The organism is Streptomyces sp. HUAS CB01 (genome assembly GCF_030406905.1).
GTDB lineage: Bacteria > Actinomycetota > Actinomycetes > Streptomycetales > Streptomycetaceae > Streptomyces > Streptomyces chengbuensis.
This window is the reverse complement of sequence record NZ_CP129137.1, coordinates 1562375-1578914: the sequence shown is the minus strand read 5'-3', so window position 1 is coordinate 1578914 and position 16540 is coordinate 1562375. Positions and strand designations below refer to the sequence as shown.

The window sequence follows — 16540 nt, the reverse complement described above, 5'->3', positions numbered from 1 at the left end:
GCCGTCCTCATGGTCGTCGACGAACCGGCCACCGAGGAGCACCTCGCCAAGGTCCTCGAGCAGCCCCGCCGCGCCGTCGCCGACGCCCTGCGCGAGCTCGCCGACGAGTACACGATCCAGGGCCGCGGCTTCGAGCTGCGGCTCGTCGCCGGCGGCTGGCGCTTCTACACCCGTCCCGAGCACGCCGCCGCCGTCGAGCGCTTCGTCCTCGACGGGCAGCAGGCCCGGCTCACCCAGGCCGCCCTGGAGACGCTGGCCGTGGTCGCGTACCGGCAGCCGGTCAGCCGCTCCCGGGTCTCGGCGGTCCGCGGAGTGAACTGCGACGGCGTCATGCGCACGCTGCTCCAGCGCGGTCTGGTCGAGGAGGCGGGCACGGAACCCGAAACAGGTGCGATCCTGTACAGGACGACGAACTACTTCCTGGAGCGGATGGGCCTGCGCGGTCTGGACGAGCTCCCGGAGCTCGCGCCGTTCCTCCCCGAGGCGGAGGCGATCGAGGCCGAGACCCAGGAAGGCGTCCCGTCGTTCGATCCGGACGCTCCGGACCCAGACGCAGACGACACGACGACGACGGAACTTTGATGCGAAGCAGCGGCAGGAACAGCAGCGGACGCGGCGACAACCGGGGTGCCGGTGGGGGCGCCGGCCGGTCGAGGACCGGGGGACAGCGCGACGACAAGCAGAAGCGCGCGGGCAAGCCCCGTCCCGAGGAGCGCCGCTACGACGTCGGGGGATCGGCGTCCGAGGGCCCGAGGAAGGGCCGCGGCGCGGCCGCCCGGGGCGGCGCGAAGGGCGGCCCCAAGCAGTCCCCGCAGCGCGGTGGCGGCCGTACCAGCCCCGCCCGCTCCCGCGAGTACGAGGCGCGGGCCGAGGAGCGCAACCGCGAGCGCTACGCAGGCAAGCCCCGGACGAGCACGCCCAAGACCTTCCCCGGTGCCGAGCAGGAGGGCGAGCGGCTGCAGAAGGTGCTCGCCCGCGCCGGCTACGGCTCGCGGCGGGCCTGCGAGGAGCTGATCGACCAGGCCCGTGTCGAGGTCAACGGCGAGATCGTGACCGAGCAGGGTCTGCGGGTCGAGCCGGCCAAGGACGAGATCAAGGTCGACGGCCTGACGGTGGCCACGCAGTCGTACCAGTTCTTCGCCCTCAACAAGCCCGCCGGGGTCGTCTCGACGATGGAGGACCCGGACGGCCGCCAGTGCCTCGGGGACTACGTCACCAACCGCGAGACCCGTCTGTTCCACGTCGGCCGGCTCGACACCGAGACCGAGGGCATCATCCTGCTCACCAACCACGGCGAGCTGGCGCACCGGTTGACGCACCCCAAGTACGGCGTTCAGAAGACCTACCTCGCCGCGGTCCAGGGCCCCCTCCCGCGCGAGGTCGGCAAGCGCCTCAGGGAGGGCATCCAGCTGGAGGACGGCTACGCCCGCGCCGACCACTTCCGGGTCGTGGAGCAGACCGGCAAGAACTACCTCGTCGAGGTCACGCTCCACGAGGGCCGCAAGCACATCGTCCGCCGCATGCTGGCCGAGGCGGGTTTCCCGGTCGACAAGCTCGTGCGGACCGCGTTCGGTCCGATCACGCTGGGCGACCAGAAGTCCGGCTGGCTGCGCCGCCTGAGCAACACCGAGGTCGGCATGCTGATGAAGGAAGTCGGGCTCTGACGCCTGCTCTTGTCCGGCGTCCGCTGTCGCCCTTCCGTCCCGTCCCGCCGTGGTCTGCCCGCGGGCGGTGAGCGGCAGGGCGGTGGGCGGCGCCCGGTCCCTGCGTCGACCGTCCCCGGCGGTGACGCAGGGCCGTCGGCGACGGCCCGTCCCGGCAGTGCACGGCGTCCCCGTCCCGGGGCGTCGGTCCTCCGCCCCACCGTGCGGTGAGCGGCGGGGCGACCGCCCGTGAGGTCCGCTGCTCGGCCGCCGCACGCAGTCCCGTCGCAGCGGCCCCTCGCTGTGGGGGCCGCCGCGCCGCCGTGCCTGAGCCCGGTGCCGTGCCCCGGTGACGGCCCTCCGGCGTTCCTGAGCGGTGGCCGCCGCGTGCCCGGGCCGCGCGTCAGTCGCTGTCCCGGGGCCCGTGGGTCTGGAGGAAGAGCACGGGCCCGTCGCCGAGGCGTCCGTCGGCGGCCAGGTCGAGCAGGGCGCCCAACGCCTTGGCGGTGTAGACGGGTTCGAGGTCCAGCCCCGCCCGGTCGGCGGCCAGGCGCCGGGCTTCCAGCGCCCGCGGGGTGGGGTGCCCGTAGCCGGGGCCCAGCCAGTCCCGTACCAGCGTCAGGTCGTCCGGGGCGACCGGAGCGCGGGGGAGGTCCGCGCCCCGGGCGCGCAGCAGCCGTTGCGTGCGCCCGGCCAGCCCGGCGACGGTGTGCGCGTCGAGCCTGAGCGTGTCGTTGACGACGACGCCGACGACCCGGGTGCGCTCCAGGCCGGCGAGCCGGAGACCGAGGGCGAGTCCCGCCGCCGTTCCTCCCGAGCCGACGGCGGTGACCACGTGGGACGGTTCGGGGAGGGCGCCCGCGGCGACCTGGTCCGCGAGTTCGAGGGCCACCTCCACGCAGCCGAGGGTGCCGACCGGGGCCGAGCCGCCTGCGGGCAGGAAGTACGGCAGGTGCCCGAGCGACGAATGGCGCAGGAAGAGCCAGGGCGCGGCGGCGACCGTCCGGGCCTTCGTCCGGGTGAAGTGGAGGGTGGCGCCGGAGCGGCGCAGACGCTCCAGCTGCCGCCGGACATGGTCGTCGGCGGGCTGGTCGACCAGGGCGATGGCCGTCCGCAGCCCCTGTTCCCTCGCGTAGAGGGCCGTCGCGAGGCCCCAGTTGGTGCCCGTGCCGCCCACCGTGAGGATCGTGCGGGCGCCGCGGCGGCGCACGTCGGGGAGGATCCACTCCAGCTTGCGGACCTTGTTGCCGCCCCAGCCCCCGGAGCCGTAGCCGCTCTCGTCCTTGCACCACAGGGGGACCCGGCCGGTGAGACCGCTCAGTTCGCGCACGGGCGTCGGCCCGTCGCCGAGCGGCACACGGGGCAGTGCCCCGGCCGCCTCGGGGAAGCGCCTGTGCAGCAACGGCTCGTTCATTCCGCCCCGTTCCCTTCCTCCGTGTTCCGCCGGTGCGGCGGGTGCCGCGCCGGACTCCGCCGTCCAGCCTTCCGTTGTTGTGCTTGTCGGACCACCCCTGGCGCCTTTATAGTCATAGTGACTCTAAAGAAGGGGGGCGGGTCGTGAGCCTCGCGGACGTACTCGCACCGTTGCAGCAGCCGCTGTTCACACTGCTCGGCACGCCCGTCAGCTGGACCGAGGTGCTCGGCTTCGGCAGCGGGGCCCTGTGCGTCTGGCTGGTGGCCCGGCAGCACATCGCCAACTGGCCCGTCGGCATCGCGAACAACGTCCTCTTCGTCCTGCTCTTCACCCAGGCCGGCCTGTACGCCGACGCGGGGCTGCAGGTCGTCTTCATCACCCTCGCCGTGTACGGCTGGTGGACCTGGACCCACGGGGGTGGACCAGGCTCCGACGCCCTCCCGGTGCGCCGCACCACGCGCACCGAGTGGACGTGGCTGCTCGCGGCGGGGGTGGTGGGGACACTCGGGCTGACCCTGCTCCTCGAGCGCGCCACCGACTCGGACGTCCCGTTCTGGGACGCGCTGACCACCGCGCTGTCCCTGATGGCGACGTACGGGCAGTGCCGCAAGCGGCTGGAGTCGTGGTGGCTGTGGATCGCGGCGGACGTGGTCTACGTGCCGTTGTACGCGTACAAGGAGCTCTACCTCACCGCGCTGCTGTACATCGGCTTCATGACGCTCTGCGTCCTCGGGCTGCGGCACTGGTCGCGCGACCTGGCGGCGCGGCGCGCGCTCCCGGTGCCCGAGGACGCAGGGCGGCGGGACACGACCGCGGAGGCGACGACGTGAAGCGCTACCGGCACGGGCTCGTCCTCGGCAAGTTCTATCCGCCGCACGCGGGCCACCACCACCTCGTACGGACCGCGCGCGACCGCTGCGACCGGCTGACCGTCCTCGTGTGCGCCGCGTCCGTGGAGTCGATCCCGCTCGACGTGCGGATGGCGTGGATGAGCGAGGTTCACCCGGACGTCCGGGTGGTCGGCGCCGTCGACGACATCCCCGTCGACATCACCGACCCGGCCGTCTGGGACGCGCACATGGCGGTGTTCCGTGCGGCCGTCCCCGGCCGGGTGGACGCCGTGTTCACCTCCGAGGCGTACGGGGAGGAACTGGCCCGCAGGTTCCGCGCCGACTCGATCTGCGTCGACCCGGGGCGTACGGTCTTCCCGGTCTCCGGCACGGCCGTGCGCAAGGACCCCGTCGCCTGCTGGGACTTCCTGGAGCCGCCCGTACGGGCCGCCCTCGCCCGGCGGGTGGTCGTCCTCGGCGCGGAGTCCACCGGCACCACCACCCTCGCCGAGGCGCTCGCCGCGCACTACCGGGCACGCGGCGGGGTCTGGTCGCGCACCGCCGCCGTGCCCGAGTACGGCAGGGAGTTCAGCGAGCGGAAGCTCGCCGCGCTGCGCGCCGAACGGCCGGGCGCCTCCTGGCCGGACGTCCGCTTCGACAGCGACGACTTCCCGCTGATCGCCCGGCGCCAGACCGAACTGGAGAACGCCGCCGCACGGATCGGCTCCCCGGTCCTGATCTGCGACACGGACGCCTTCGCCACCACCGTCTGGCACGAGCGCTACCTGGGCGGGCAGCACGAGGAGGTCGCCCGGATCGCCGCGGCCGGCCTGGGCGACCTCTGGCTGCTCACCGACCACGAGGGCGTGCCCTTCGAGGACGACGGGCTGCGCGACGGCGAGCATCTGCGTCCCTGGATGACCGCCCGGTTCGCCGAGGAACTCACCCGTACCGGACGGCGGTTCGTCACCGTCACCGGCCCGCACGAGCAGCGGCTCGCCACGGCCGTCGCCGCCGTAGACGAACTGCTCGCCGAGGGCCGGCACTTCGCCGACCCCCTGCCCACCCGCGGCGGGGACGCCCCCGTGCCGGAGTTCCGATGACCGTCGAGGGATACGACCCGAGGGCCTTCCCGCCCTTCGCCGTCACCGTCGACCTCGCCGTCTTCACGGTCCGCGACGGTGACCTGCACGTCCTGCTGATCGAGCGCGGCGCGGAACCGTACAAGGGCGCCTGGGCGCTGCCCGGCGGCTTCATCCTCCCGCGCGAGTCCGCCGGGCAGGCCGCCCGCCGCGAACTCGCCGAGGAGACCGGCCTGTCGGCGGACACCGTCGCCGGCCTCCACCTGGAGCAGCTGCGCACCTACAGCGACCCCGACCGCGACCCCCGGATGCGGGTCGTCTCGGTCGCGTACACCGCCCTCGTGCCCGATCTGCCCGAACCGCGCGGCGGAGGCGACGCCGCACACGCCCGATGGGTGCCCCACGGCAGCCAGGGCCGCCTCGCCTTCGACCACGAGCGCATCCTCGCCGACGCCCACGAGCGCATCGGCGCCAAGCTCGAGTACACCGGCCTCGCCACCGCCTTCTGCCCCGCCGAGTTCACCCTCGGCGAGCTGCGGCAGGTGTACGAGACGGTCTGGGGCGTCGAGCTCGACCGCCCCAACTTCCGGCGCAAGGTCCTCACCACGCCCGGCTTCGTGGAAGCCGTCGAAGGAGGCGCGCGCCTGACCGGCGGCCGGGGGAAACCGGCCGCGCTCTACCGCGCGGGGCCGGCGAACGCCCTGCACCCACCGCTTCTGCGACCGGAAGGACGGCATTCGACATGACGGACACGACCGACCTGGCGGCGACGAGGACCGCAACCAAGCAGGCCGCCACCGGCACCCTCGTCGGGCTGGCCCTCGGCGACGCGCTCGGATTCCCCACCGAGTTCAAGGACGTGCCCTCGATCCTCGCCACGTTCGGGCCCTGGCGGGAGATGGACCTGCCGAGGCCCGCGATCGTCACCGACGACACCCAGATGACGCTCGCCGTCGCCCGCGGCATCCGCACGGCGACGGACCGGGGACTGCTCGCCCCGCTGCGGCTCACCCGGCCGGTGCGCGAGGAGTTCGTGGACTGGTACCACTCGCCCGACAACAACCGCGCACCCGGCCGCACCTGCATGGTCGCCTGCCACAAGCTCGACAGCGACATGCCCTGGCAGGAGGCGAGCCAGATCGCGTCCAAGGGCTGCGGCGCCAACATGCGCGTCGCGCCCGTCGGCCTCGTGCCCGGCCTCAGCGACGGGCAGCGTGCCGGGGCCGCCCAGCTCCAGGCCGCGCTCACCCACGGCCACCCGACGGCGCTGGCCGCGTCCGACCTCACGGCACGCGCGGTGTACCTCCTGGCGCGCGGCACGGAACCGCTCGGCCTCGTCGGCCGGCTCCGGTCCTACGCGTACGAGAACCGCTCGCGCTACCACCACAGCTGGCTCGGCGACCTCTGGACGTACGCCCACGACGCGACACCCGAGGCGTTCGTCGAACGCGGCTGGGACGAATGCCTCGGGGTGCTGGAGCGCCTGGCCGCCGCCCTGCGCGACGCCGACCCGGAGACCGATCCGTGTCTCGCCACCGGGGACGGCTGGATCGCGGAGGAGGCCCTCGCGACCGCCCTGCACTGCTTCCTGCTCTTCCCCGAGCAGCCCCTGCTGGCCCTGCGGCGCGCCGCCTGCACCCGCGGCGACTCCGACTCGATCGCCTGTCTCGCCGGCGCCTTCGCGGGTGCCCACCTCGGTGCCCGGGCCTGGCCCAAGGAGTGGGAGGAGCGCATCGAGTACCGGAGCGAGCTGCTGACCCTCGGTGCCCTCTGGGACGCTTGAGCCATGACACTCGCCCTCCACCCCGCCGAACTCGGCCCGATCGTCAGGGAGCAGCCCCACCCCCTGCTCTTCGCCACGGTCTCCGGCGCTCATCTGTACGGATTCCCGTCCCGTGACTCGGACGTGGACCTGCGCGGTGTGCATCTGCTGCCGGTGGAGCAGCTGGTGGGGCTGATCGAGCCGGAGGAGACCCGGTCCCTGACGTGGGTCAGGGACGGGGTCGAGATGGACCTCGTCACACACGACCTCAGAAAGTTCGTCCGGCTGATGCTGCGGCGCAACGGCTATGTGCTGGAGCAGCTGCTGTCCCCGCTGCTCGCCCACACCTCGGCGGCCCACGGGGAACTGGTCGCGCTCGCGCCCGGGGTGCTGACCGCCCACCATGCCCACCACTACCGCGGATTCGCCGGCACCCAGTGGCGGCTGTTCGAGAAGACCGGCGAGCTGAAGCCGCTGCTCTACACCTTCCGGGCGCTGCTCACCGGCATCCATCTGATGCGCTCGGGCGAGGTCGTCGCCCATCTGCCCACGCTGCTGGGGGAGGTGGCGGCGCCGGCCCGGCTGCCCGAGCTGATCGCGGCGAAGGCGGAGGCCGAGCACGGGCCGGCGCCGGTGGACACCGACGCCGTCCGCGCGGAGGTGGAGGTACTGCACGCCGTCCTGGACGAGGCCCAGGCCCGCTCGTCACTGCCCGCGGAGGCCACCGCCCGCGACGCCCTGCACGACCTCGTCGTACGGACCCGGCTGGACCTCCCGCAGCGCTGACGCGCGCCGTACGCGTACGAGGAAGTCCTCGACCCGGGCACGGTCCGGTTCGGCCGGGAGCGGAGTCCCCGGCACCGCCTCGTCGGCCTCCTCGGACAGCCGGGTCATCCAGGACTCGACCGCCCGCCAGGGGACTTCGCCGCGCTTGACCGCGAGCAGCCGCTCCCGGTCGTCGCCCACGTCGATCACCAGCCGGCCCGTGCGGAGCAGATCGCGGCAGCTCACCAGCAGTCGCAGCAGGTGCATCGCGTGCTTCCAGCGCGGAGCGCCGTGCTGCCGTACGTCGGCCTCCAGCTTGCGCCGCTGGCCGAGGGCGTACCGCACGAACGTCCCGTGGGCCTCCCGGTACAGGAACGCGTCGCGCAGCGCGAGCAGTTCACGGCCGGTGTCGTCGACGTGCTCGACCAGCGGGGAGTGCAGGCACTCCAGGACGTTCGGATTGGCCCGCAGCGCCAGTTCGCAGAAGCGCTCGAGCTCCCACGAGAACTGTTCCTCGGCCGGTCCCTCCACATGGGTCGGCGGCTTGTCGAACCGCCAGTACAGGGCGGTGGGCGCGAGGAAGACACCGCGCCGGTCGGTGTCACTGCCGTCCGTGGCCAGGCCGAAGGCCCGTGAACCCATCACACAGGAGTAGATCGTGTGGTCGCGCACCAGGCCCTCGGGAGTCATGGCCGAAGGGTACGGGACCCCCGCCCGCGGGCCGGCGCGGCGGCCCGGCTCCCCGGAGCGGCCCGCCGGGGAGAGCCGGGCGCGCGCCCGGCCTACTGCGGCTGTGTCGCGATCTGGATGAGGTTGCCGCAGGTGTCGTCGAGGACGGCGGTGGTGACGGGGCCCATCTCCAGGGGCTCCTGGGTGAAGCGGACCCCGAGGGCGCTCAGGCGCTCGTACTCCGCCTTCACGTCGTCGACGGCGAACTGGGCGAGCGGGATGCCGTCCCCGACGAGCGCGTCGCGATAGGTCCTGGCGGCCGGGTGGCGTGCGGGTTCCAGGAGGAGTTCGGTGCCGGCGGGCTCCTCGGGCGAGACGACGGTCAGCCACCTGTCCTCCTCGCCGACCGGGACGTCGTGCTTCTTCACGAAGCCGAGGATCTCGGTGTAGAAGCGCAGGGCCTCGGCCTGGTCGTCGACGAGGACGCTGGTCAGATGGATCTTCATGAGGTGCTCTTCTCCGGTCCGGGTGTGTCGGGCGCGAGCCATCGCTCGGCGATCTGCCGCAGCGGGGCGGTGTTCAGGTCGTGGAACTTGTAGCGGCCCTCCCGCCTGGCCTCGACGAGCCCGGCGGACTCCAGCACGGCGAGGTGCTGGGAGACCGCCTGGCGCGAGATGCCGAGCCCGTGCTTCATGCTCAGTCGCGCGCAGATCTCGAACAGCGTCTGTCCGGACCTCTCCGCGAGCTCGTCGAGGATGGTGCGGCGGGTGGGGTCGGCCAGGGCTTTGAAAAGGTCGTCGGCCACGCCCGCAGAATAGGCAAGTGAACACTTGCCTATCAAGTCGGGGGTGTCGTGTCCCCGAGCCGCGCGGATCGAGGCGGACGTCCGCGGCCGGACGAGGCGTGGCGCGGATCTCCCAGGTCGGCCGGGCCGACGCGTGGTCCCGAGCCGGCCGGGTCGACGCGAGCCCCCGACTCGGCCGACGCGACGGGAGGAGTCCTCGACTCGGCCGGCATGGCGCGAACGCCTCTGGTCGGCGCGTCGCCCCGGCCGGGCCCCGGAAGCCCGGCGGTACCGACGGCGGGCCCGAACGGGGGGAGTCCCCGACCCGCGGCACGGACTAGACGAGGCGGATCTCGCCCCCGGACACGGTGATCCGCTTCTCCCCCAGCGGCCGGGTCGCGGGACCCTTCAGCACCGCGCCGTCCTCCGCGGCGAACGCGCTTCCGTGGCAGGGGCAGTCGATGGTGCCGTTCGCCACCTTGCCGACGAGACAGCCCTGGTGGGTGCAGACCGCCGAGAACGCCTTGAACTCCCCCGCCGTCGGCTGGGTCACGACGACCTTCTCGGCCTTGAAGACCTTTCCGCCGCCCTCCGGAACCTCGGACGTGGTGCCGAGCGGCGTGCCCCCGGGCGCCTGGGGCCGTGTCGGGCCGCCGGTCCCCTCCGGTGTGGGCGGCGGGGGCGTCCCGCCGCCGTCCTCCTCGCCGTACCGGCTGCAGCCGGCCGCCGTCACCACCAGGGCGCCCGCCGCCCCGGCCCGTACCACCGTCCGCCGGGCCACGCCCTCCGCGCCGGTGCGGCCGGTCGTGGCGCCGGCCGTTCCGCTGCCGCCTCCGTCCTCCGTCATGTCGTCACTCCGAAGATACGGAAGAACCACAGCGCCGAGGTGAGCCACAGGACCGTGAGCGCGGCGAAGACGAGTCCGCCGACGACGGGCAGGAGCCACCCGGGCAACCGTTCGATGCGCAACAGCAGCATCTTCGTGCTGAACGCGCCGAAGAAGAAGCACCCGAGCAGGGAGTGCCAGGCCGCGCGGGCGCTCTGCGTCTGGTACCCCAGGGCGTACAGGCAGTGCACCGCCACCGGCACCGCGAGGAGGAAGGCCGCCCGGCCCGACCAGCGGTGCAGAACCGGCGTCCAGGAGGCAGGCCGGACGCCCGGCAGTCTGCCGTACATCGCGAGCGCCGACACGAGCTGCACCATTCCGAACGCGAAGGCCGCCGTCGCCAGCCACGACTTCACCGCGCCGGTGCTGCTGAAGCCGGCGAGGTTGAACGCGGTCCCCGCCGGGTCGTGGAATCTGCCGTACACCCCGAGGACCACCGCCACCGCGGCCCCGACCAGCACCGGGACGGCGAGGCGCGCCGATCCGCGCAGGGTCCGGCCGTCCGGCCCGCCGGGCGGGAAGTCCTGGGTGCGTGCGTTCGGGTCCACGCTCATGGGTGCGCCTCGCGGATGCTCAGGGGATGACGGGACGGGCGGTGACCTGCTCGCCGTCGATCGTGACGGCGCCCGTGCCGGGATCGATCGGGGGAGCGGCGGCGGGCTCGCCGTCGCGGTTGACGATGCCGACCTGGCGGCCGTTCTGCAGCACGATCCAGCCGCCGTCGACCTTGGTCCCGCGCACCTCGGTGGTGGCGCGGTAGACACCCGCGGGCTTGGCCGCACGGGCGGCGGTGAACGGGTGGCCCGCGTTCTGGACCGTGACCGTCCCGTCGACCCCGTCCTCGTTCACGGTGCCGTCGAGCGTCGCGCCGGTCCTGCTCCTCAACCGCATGCTCCCGTCCGCGGCCACGTCACCGCGCAGCCATGCCTCCTGCGTGCGGCCGTCGCAGTAGTAGGCCACCGCCTTGCCCTTCCGCAGGGTGATGGCGACGGAGGCCCTGTCGTCCTGGGTGCGCCCCGCGTACTTGGCGTCCGGGGGCGGCGCCGGGGAGGGCGACCGGACCGCGGGCACCCTGGGCTGCACGGGCGGGCTGGCGGCCGGGCTCGTGGGGGACGCCGGGCTCGCGGCCGGGCTCGCGGTCGACCGGTCGAGCGAGGTGGGAGCGGGTTCGCCGGTCGTGGCGTTGAGCGACAGCACGAACAGGCCGAGCAGCAGTCCGGCGAACAGCGTGATCAGCGGCCCTGCACGCTTCATCGGCGCCTCCCGCGGGACGACCGGGCAGTGGGATGACCATGCAAGCCGATGTCACATTCCGTGTCCACCGGGGCGACACTCCGTGATAGCCCGAGTGGCGGCAGGTGCCGCCGTGGGTGACATTGACCGTTGTCCACCATTTCCCCGCGCGAAAGGACAGGACCATGGCGGGTAACGATCTCGGCGGTCTTCTGGGCAACCTCCTCGGCGGCGGGCAGGGCGGGTCCTCCGGAGGGAACATCCTCGGCGCGCTCCTCGGCGCGCTCACCGGCAACGGCCAGAGCGGAGCGGCAGGAGCGGCAGGAGCGACCGGTGGCGCCGGTGGGGGAGCCGCAGGCAACCCGCTCGGCGGGCTGCTCGAGATGCTGGCCCGGTCCGGCCTCGGGGAGCAGGCCCAGTCCTGGATCGGTACGGGACAGAACCAGCAGGTCAGCGGCGGGCAGATCGCCGAGGCACTGCCGAACGACACCCTGGACAAGGTCGCCCGGGACACCGGCGTGACACCGCAGCAGGCGGCCGACCAGATCGCCCGGTCCCTGCCGCAGGCCGTCGACAGGCTGACCCCGTCCGGGCAACTGCCGCAGGGCGCCTCGCTGGAGGAGATCATCCGGCAGCAGCGGATCTGACCCGCGCGGAGCCCACGGCCGGTCCGGTGCCGCGTCCCGCGGGCCGGCCTCCGCGACCGGCGTCCGGCGGCTGACCGGCGCCGTGACCGGAAGGGTCCAGCGGGGCGCGACGCCCCGAACGGCACCTCGCCGCGTCGTCGCCCCCCGGGTACGTCCGGTACGAGGGCGATCCTCCGCCCCGCGAGGCATCGCACCGGACGCCGCGACCTTCCCGGCGGGGCTTCCCGGTCACGGCACTAGGCTGATCGGAGCATCCGCCGGCTGGAGCCGCGGGAGTCGAGGCCGAGGAGGAGCACGAGGTGGCGGTACGAGCCGTCCGGGGAGCCGTCCAGCTGGAACGGGACGAGGCCGGGCACATGGACGAGCAGGTCGGTGAACTGCTCACCGCCATCCTGGAGCGCAACGCGCTGACGGCGGACGACCTGATCAGCATCTGGTTCACGGCCACACCGGACCTGCACAGCGATTTCCCGGCCGCCGCCGCGCGCGGCCTCGGCATCGTCGACGTCCCGCTCATCTGCGCCCAGGAGCTCGACATCGCCGGAGCGATGCCCCGCGTCGTGCGCATCCTCGCCCACGTCGAGTCCGACCTGCCCAAGTCCGGGATCGCGCACGTCTACCTCGGTGCCGCGGCCGCCCTCCGCAAGGACATCGCCCAGTGAGAACCGCCCTCGTCATCGGAACGGGCCTGATCGGCACCTCGGCGGCCCTGGCGCTCGCCGGGCGCGGGGTCACCGTCCACCTCACGGACCACGACCCCGCCCGGGCGAGGACCGCGGCCGCGCTCGGCGCGGGCACCGACGAGGCCCCGGAGGGCCCCGTCGACCTCGCGGTCGTCGCGGTGCCGCCCGCCCATGTGCCCGCCGCGCTCGCCGAGGCGATGCGCGCAGGGATCGCGCGCGGCTACCTCGACGTCGCCAGCGTCAAGGGCGGGCCGCGCCGCGAGCTGGAGGCGCTGGGCGTCGACATGTCGACGTACATCGGCACGCACCCCATGTCCGGCAAGGAGCGGTCCGGGCCGCTGGCCGCCACGGCCGACCTCTTCGAGGGGCGGCCCTGGGTGCTCACGCCGACCCGCGAGACCGACACCGAGGTGCTGAACCTGGCGCTGGAGCTCGTCGCGTTCTGCCGCGCGGTTCCCGTCGTGATGGACGCCGACGCCCACGACCGCGCGGTCGCGCTGGTCTCGCACACGCCCCAGCTGATCTCGTCCATGGTCGCGGCACGGCTGGCGGACGCGGACGAGACGGCCGTGCGGCTGTGCGGGCAGGGCATCCGCGACGTGACCCGGATCGCGGCCTCCGACCCCCGGATGTGGATCGACATCCTCTCCGCCAACCCGGGCCCCGTCGCCGACGTCCTCGCCGGCGTCGCCGCGGACCTCGACGAGACGGTCCGCGCCCTGCGCGCCCTGCAGTCCTCCGACGAGGACAAGCGGCGCGAGGGGGCGGGCGGGGTGGAGGACGTCCTGCGCCGCGGCAACGCGGGCCGCGAGCGCGTCCCCGGCAAGCACGGCGCCGCCCCCGCGGTGTACGAGACCGTCGCCGTCCTCATCAGCGACCGGCCGGGCGAGCTCGCCCGCATCTTCGCCGACGCGGGCAGCGCCGGCGTCAACATCGAGGACGTCCGTATCGAACACGCGACCGGACAGCAGGCGGGTCTGGTCCAGCTCATGGTGGAGCCGTCGGCCGCCCCCGTGCTGGCGGCGGCGCTGCGGGAGCGGGGCTGGGCGCTGCGCCAGTGACCCGTGGGGCGGCTGCTTCCCGGGCCCTGCCGGCCGGTCCGGGAAGCGGTGCATGGGGTGCCTCGCGCACTCGGTAACCTTGTGCAGGGCACCTTGGCACTCCGGCCTGCCCGCACACCAGCTTCAGGAAGGTCTCCGACACCGTGGAATCCGTGATCGTCGCCATCGACGGCCCCTCCGGCACGGGCAAGTCGAGCACTTCCAGGGCGGTCGCCGCAGAGCTGGGTCTCAGCTACCTGGACACCGGCGCCCAGTACCGGGCGATCACCTGGTGGATGCTGACCAACGGCATCGACGTGGAAGACCCGGCAGCCGTCGCCACCGTCTGCGACAAGCCGGTGATCGAGTCCGGCACGGATCCGCTCGCACCGGCGATCAGCGTCGACGGCGCGGACGCCTCCGGCCCGATCCGCACCCGCGAGGTGACCTCCAAGGTGAGCGCCGTCAGCGCGGTCCCGGAGGTGCGTGCCCGGATCACCGAGCTGCAGCGGACCATCGCCGCGGCCGCCGAGAAGGGCATCGTCGTCGAGGGCCGGGACATCGGCACCACCGTGCTGCCCGGCGCCGACGTGAAGATCTTCCTCACCGCGTCCCCGGAGGCGCGCGCGGCCCGACGCAGCGGCGAGCTGAAGGGCAAGGAGGCGGCCGACCTCGTGTCCACCCGCGAGGCGCTGATCAAGCGGGACGCCGCCGACTCCAGCCGGAAGACCTCCCCGCTCGCCAAGGCGGACGACGCCGTCGAGGTCGACACCACCGATCTCACGCTCAAGCAGGTCATCGAGTGTGTCGTCGCTCTCGTTGAGGAGAAGCGGGCCGCGAAGTGACCGTTCCGTCCGCGAGGGGCGCCGCCGTCGGCCGGGCCATCGGCATCGGCCTCATGAACACGCTGTGGCGGCCCCGGGTCCTGGGCGCCTGGCATGTGCCGGCCACCGGTCCGGTCATCCTCGCCGTCAACCACGCGCACAACATCGACGGCCCCATGCTCATGGGCACGGCGCCCAGGCCGGTGCACTTCCTCATCAAGAAGGAGGCGTTCATCGGGCCCCTCGACCCGTTCCTGACCGGGATCGGGCAGCTGAAGGTGGACCGTGCGAGCACGGACCGGGCCGCCGTGACCAACGCCCTCGGTGTCCTGGAGCAGGGCGGCGTCCTCGGGATCTTCCCCGAGGGGACCCGGGGCGGCGGCGACTTCACCTCCATCCGCGCCGGGCTCGCGTACTTCGCCGTGCGCTCCGGGGCCCCGGTAGTCCCGGTCGCCGTGCTGGGAAGCAGTGAGCGGGGAGGACGGTTGATACGGGCGCTGCCGCCGCTGCGCAGCCGCTTCGACATCGTCTTCGGCGAGCCCTTCGATCCCGGCGACGGCAGCGGTCGGCGTACCCGCAGGGCGCTCGACGAGGCGACCGTACGCATCCAGGAACGCCTCACCGCCCACCTGGGAAACGCCAGGCGCCTCAGCGGGCGCTGAGCGAGACTTCAGTAGTGAGCCGCGGCCGCACGGGCCCGGCTCACCGACCACGAATGAACGAGGAACGGACTTCATGAACGACCAGCACGACCACGGGGCACTCGGCGACACCGAGTACGCGGAGTTCATGGAGCTCGCCGCGGAGGAGGGCTTCGACCTCGAGGACGTCGAAGGTGCCATCGAGGAGGCCGGCCACGGCCCGCTGCCCGTCCTCGCCGTCGTCGGCCGTCCGAACGTCGGCAAGTCGACCCTCGTGAACCGGATCATCGGCCGCCGCGAGGCCGTCGTCGAGGACAGGCCCGGCGTCACCCGTGACCGCGTCACGTACGAGGCCGAGTGGGCGGGCCGCCGCTTCAAGGTCGTCGACACCGGCGGCTGGGAGCAGGACGTCCTCGGCATCGACGCCTCGGTGGCCGCCCAGGCCGAGTTCGCCATCGAGGCCGCCGACGCCGTCGTCTTCGTCGTGGACGCCACCGTCGGCGCCACCGACACCGACGAGGCCGTCGTGAAGCTGCTGCGCCGCGCCGGCAAGCCCGTCGTGCTCGCGGCCAACAAGGTCGACGGCCCCTCCGGCGAGGCCGACGCGGCCATGCTCTGGTCGCTCGGTCTCGGCGAGCCGTACCCGGTGTCCGCGCTGCACGGCCGGGGCACCGGCGACCTGCTCGACGAGGTCCTCGAGGCCCTCCCCGAGGCCCCCGCCCAGACGTTCGGCACCGCGGTCGGCGGCCCGCGCCGCATCGCCCTGATCGGCCGCCCGAACGTCGGCAAGTCCTCCCTGCTGAACAAGGTCGCCGGCGAGGAGCGGGTCGTCGTCGACGCGATGGCGGGCACCACCCGCGACCCGGTCGACGAGCTCATCGAACTCGGCGGCACGACCTGGAAGTTCGTGGACACCGCCGGTATCCGCAAGCGCGTCCATCTCCAGGAGGGCGCCGACTACTACGCCTCGCTGCGCACCGCGGCCGCCGTCGAGAAGGCCGAGGTCGCCGTCGTACTGATCGACACCAGCGAGTCCATCTCCGTCCAGGACCAGCGCATCATCACGATGGCCGTCGAGGCGGGCCGCGCGCTCGTCATCGCCTACAACAAGTGGGACGCCCTCGACGAGGAGCGCCGCTACTACCTCGAGCGCGAGATCGAGACCGAGATGCAGCAGGTCGCGTGGGCGCCCCGGGTGAACGTCTCCGCCCGTACCGGCCGCCACATGGAGAAGCTGGTCCCGGCGATCGAGACGGCGCTGGCGGGCTGGGAGACCCGGGTGCCGACCGGCAGGCTCAACGCCTTCCTCGGCGAGCTGGTCGCCGCCCACCCCCATCCGATCCGCGGCGGCAAGCAGCCCCGCATCCTGTTCGGTACGCAGGCGGGTACCAAGCCGCCGCGTTTCGTGCTCTTCGCCTCCGGCTTCCTGGAGCACGGCTACCGCCGCTTCGTGGAGCGCAGGCTGCGTGAGGAGTTCGGCTTCGAGGGCACCCCGATCCACATCTCCGTGCGGGTGCGCGAGAAGCGGTCCAGGAAGAAGTAAGGCACGGGAGCGAGCCGCGGCACGCCCACCGCGACGTACGGGGACGGCGGCCGGCGCCCGAACAGGGCCCCGGAGGCGGGCACTCGACGCCACC

Annotated in this window: 20 protein-coding genes; 13 read left to right on the top strand and 7 right to left on the bottom strand. The window is 73.4% G+C overall.

What is annotated here, in order from left to right; all coding sequences use genetic code 11:
- Positions 1-9 precede the first annotated feature (9 nt).
- The gene (gene scpB / locus QRN89_RS07095) at positions 10-582 is read left to right on the top strand and encodes an SMC-Scp complex subunit ScpB (protein ID WP_290353600.1); all 573 of its coding nucleotides are present in this window, start codon (positions 10-12) and stop codon (positions 580-582) included.
- Positions 582-1664: a pseudouridine synthase gene (locus QRN89_RS07090; protein ID WP_290348500.1), complete on the top strand. Its 1083-nt coding sequence runs from the start codon at positions 582-584 to the stop codon at positions 1662-1664. Before scpB ends, QRN89_RS07090 begins: the two co-directional genes overlap by 1 nt.
- A 382-nt stretch (positions 1665-2046) precedes the next feature.
- Here the strand turns inward: QRN89_RS07090 and QRN89_RS07085 are convergent, their stop codons facing one another.
- Entirely contained in the window at positions 2047-3057 is a 1011-nt protein-coding gene (locus QRN89_RS07085; RefSeq protein ID WP_290348499.1) for a 1-aminocyclopropane-1-carboxylate deaminase/D-cysteine desulfhydrase, read from the bottom strand.
- A gap of 143 nt (positions 3058-3200) precedes the next feature.
- Here QRN89_RS07085 and pnuC point away from each other — a divergent pair, with 143 nt between their 5' ends.
- Genes pnuC through QRN89_RS07060 form a run of 5 tightly spaced genes read left to right on the top strand, consistent with a single transcriptional unit; the run spans position 3201 to position 7517 of the window.
- Entirely contained in the window at positions 3201-3887 is a 687-nt protein-coding gene (gene pnuC, locus QRN89_RS07080) for a nicotinamide riboside transporter PnuC (protein WP_290348498.1), read from the top strand.
- Positions 3884-4990: an AAA family ATPase gene (locus tag QRN89_RS07075; RefSeq protein ID WP_290348497.1), complete on the top strand. Its 1107-nt coding sequence runs from the start codon at positions 3884-3886 to the stop codon at positions 4988-4990. Before pnuC ends, QRN89_RS07075 begins: the two co-directional genes overlap by 4 nt.
- Positions 4987-5715 carry an NUDIX hydrolase gene (locus tag QRN89_RS07070; RefSeq protein ID WP_290348496.1) on the top strand — a complete coding sequence of 243 codons (729 nt, stop codon included), beginning with the start codon at positions 4987-4989 and terminating at the stop codon, positions 5713-5715. Before QRN89_RS07075 ends, QRN89_RS07070 begins: the two co-directional genes overlap by 4 nt.
- Positions 5712-6752, top strand: a complete 1041-nt coding sequence (locus QRN89_RS07065; protein WP_290348495.1) for an ADP-ribosylglycohydrolase family protein — start codon at positions 5712-5714, stop codon at positions 6750-6752. The genes QRN89_RS07070 and QRN89_RS07065 overlap by 4 nt, the downstream gene beginning before the upstream one ends.
- A gap of 3 nt (positions 6753-6755) precedes the next feature.
- A complete protein-coding gene (locus tag QRN89_RS07060) occupies positions 6756-7517 on the top strand; it encodes a nucleotidyltransferase domain-containing protein (protein WP_290348494.1) in 762 nt (253 codons plus the stop codon).
- On the opposite strand, the gene QRN89_RS07055 is transcribed toward QRN89_RS07060, so the two are convergent.
- From QRN89_RS07055 to QRN89_RS07030, 6 genes are all read right to left on the bottom strand, one after another.
- Positions 7437-8186 carry a nucleotidyltransferase domain-containing protein gene (locus QRN89_RS07055; RefSeq protein WP_290348493.1) on the bottom strand — a complete coding sequence of 250 codons (750 nt, stop codon included), beginning with the start codon at positions 8184-8186 and terminating at the stop codon, positions 7437-7439. The genes QRN89_RS07060 and QRN89_RS07055 overlap by 81 nt on opposite strands.
- 92 nt (positions 8187-8278) lie before the next feature.
- A complete protein-coding gene (locus QRN89_RS07050) occupies positions 8279-8671 on the bottom strand; it encodes a VOC family protein (RefSeq protein WP_290348492.1) in 393 nt (130 codons plus the stop codon).
- Entirely contained in the window at positions 8668-8970 is a 303-nt protein-coding gene (locus tag QRN89_RS07045) for an ArsR/SmtB family transcription factor (RefSeq protein WP_290348491.1), read from the bottom strand. Before QRN89_RS07045 ends, QRN89_RS07050 begins: the two co-directional genes overlap by 4 nt.
- Positions 8971-9286: 316 nt before the next feature.
- The gene (locus tag QRN89_RS07040) at positions 9287-9796 is read right to left on the bottom strand and encodes a Rieske (2Fe-2S) protein (RefSeq protein ID WP_290348490.1); all 510 of its coding nucleotides are present in this window, start codon (positions 9794-9796) and stop codon (positions 9287-9289) included.
- Positions 9793-10389 carry a DUF6529 family protein gene (locus tag QRN89_RS07035; protein ID WP_290348489.1) on the bottom strand — a complete coding sequence of 199 codons (597 nt, stop codon included), beginning with the start codon at positions 10387-10389 and terminating at the stop codon, positions 9793-9795. The genes QRN89_RS07040 and QRN89_RS07035 overlap by 4 nt, the downstream gene beginning before the upstream one ends.
- 19 nt (positions 10390-10408) lie before the next feature.
- The gene (locus QRN89_RS07030; RefSeq protein WP_290348488.1) at positions 10409-11089 is read right to left on the bottom strand and encodes a hypothetical protein; all 681 of its coding nucleotides are present in this window, start codon (positions 11087-11089) and stop codon (positions 10409-10411) included.
- Positions 11090-11253: 164 nt separating this feature from the next.
- Here QRN89_RS07030 and QRN89_RS07025 point away from each other — a divergent pair, with 164 nt between their 5' ends.
- The 6 genes from QRN89_RS07025 to der all read left to right on the top strand — a co-directional run bounded on the left by QRN89_RS07025 (position 11254) and on the right by der (position 16446).
- The gene (locus QRN89_RS07025) at positions 11254-11715 is read left to right on the top strand and encodes a YidB family protein (protein WP_290348487.1); all 462 of its coding nucleotides are present in this window, start codon (positions 11254-11256) and stop codon (positions 11713-11715) included.
- Positions 11716-12014: 299 nt separating this feature from the next.
- Positions 12015-12377 carry a chorismate mutase gene (aroH, locus tag QRN89_RS07020; protein WP_290348486.1) on the top strand — a complete coding sequence of 121 codons (363 nt, stop codon included), beginning with the start codon at positions 12015-12017 and terminating at the stop codon, positions 12375-12377.
- Entirely contained in the window at positions 12374-13459 is a 1086-nt protein-coding gene (locus QRN89_RS07015) for a prephenate dehydrogenase (protein ID WP_290348485.1), read from the top strand. Before aroH ends, QRN89_RS07015 begins: the two co-directional genes overlap by 4 nt.
- 143 nt (positions 13460-13602) lie before the next feature.
- Entirely contained in the window at positions 13603-14283 is a 681-nt protein-coding gene (cmk, locus tag QRN89_RS07010; protein ID WP_290348484.1) for a (d)CMP kinase, read from the top strand.
- On the top strand, positions 14280-14924 hold the full coding sequence (locus QRN89_RS07005; RefSeq protein WP_290348483.1) for a lysophospholipid acyltransferase family protein: 645 nt from the start codon (positions 14280-14282) through the stop codon (positions 14922-14924). The genes cmk and QRN89_RS07005 overlap by 4 nt, the downstream gene beginning before the upstream one ends.
- A 73-nt stretch (positions 14925-14997) precedes the next feature.
- Positions 14998-16446 (top strand): ribosome biogenesis GTPase Der, encoded by a 1449-nt coding sequence (gene der / locus QRN89_RS07000; protein WP_290348482.1) that lies wholly within the window; start codon positions 14998-15000, stop codon positions 16444-16446.
- Positions 16447-16540: the final 94 nt, after the last annotated feature.